Below are 731 nucleotides of genomic sequence, written 5' to 3'. Positions count from 1 at the left end.
GTGCACGGGTGACCAGATCCATGTTCAGGCTGCCTATTACCACTACATTTGCTGGCATACATCACTACTCGTCAATTCGGTTTTCAGCGGTATTCAGTGAACACGCCAGACAGCGGCGCAGTTGATTCGCGCAGAACAATACTCGGTGTCACGATCCGTTGATCGGTGACCATCTGCGGCGTGGCAATCCTTCGCAGCAAGACCTCGGCGGCCATTTCACCCAGTTGCAGGATCGACTGGCCAACCGTGGTCAATGCCGGATACACATAGCGACTCATCTGGATATCGTCGAAACCGATCACTGACAGTTCACCCGGCACCCGCACGTTGCGCTCGGCGGCCGCGCGCAAGACACCGATGCCGATCATGTCGTTACCGGCAAAAATGGCGCTCGGCGGATCGTTCTCAAGCAGGATGGCCGCCGCGTTATAACCACCGGTACTGGTGAAATCACTCTCCAGCATGCGCGCAGGGCGCACTTCGATGCCCGCCTCTTTCAGCGCCCGGCAATATCCCGCCTGGCGCATCTGCGCCACACTGGTGCTCGCCGGACCTCCGATCGTGGCGATATCGCGATGCCCCAACTCGAGCAAATGGCGGGTTGCAAGATAGGCACCGTATTCATGGTCGATACGCACCAGATCCGCATCCACGCCGTCGAGGCTGCGGTCGACGATCACCATCGGCGTCTTCACGCCGGCCAGCCCCTGCGCGAGACCACTGTCACCGCC

General features: G+C 59.9%; 1 protein-coding gene. It reads right to left on the bottom strand.

The genetic code is table 11. From position 1 onward, the window contains the following. Positions 1–83: 83 nt before the first annotated feature. Positions 84–731, bottom strand: a 648-nt coding sequence (locus tag DBR24_RS04425; protein ID WP_146188954.1) for a LacI family DNA-binding transcriptional regulator, incomplete at its 5' end; no start/stop codon positions are given.

It is taken from the genome of Pseudomonas sp. HMWF006 (assembly GCF_003061205.1).
Taxonomy (GTDB): domain Bacteria; phylum Pseudomonadota; class Gammaproteobacteria; order Pseudomonadales; family Pseudomonadaceae; genus Aquipseudomonas; species Aquipseudomonas monsensis.
Note: the sequence above shows the minus strand (reverse complement) of the source record. Positions and strands in the feature narration are given on the sequence as shown.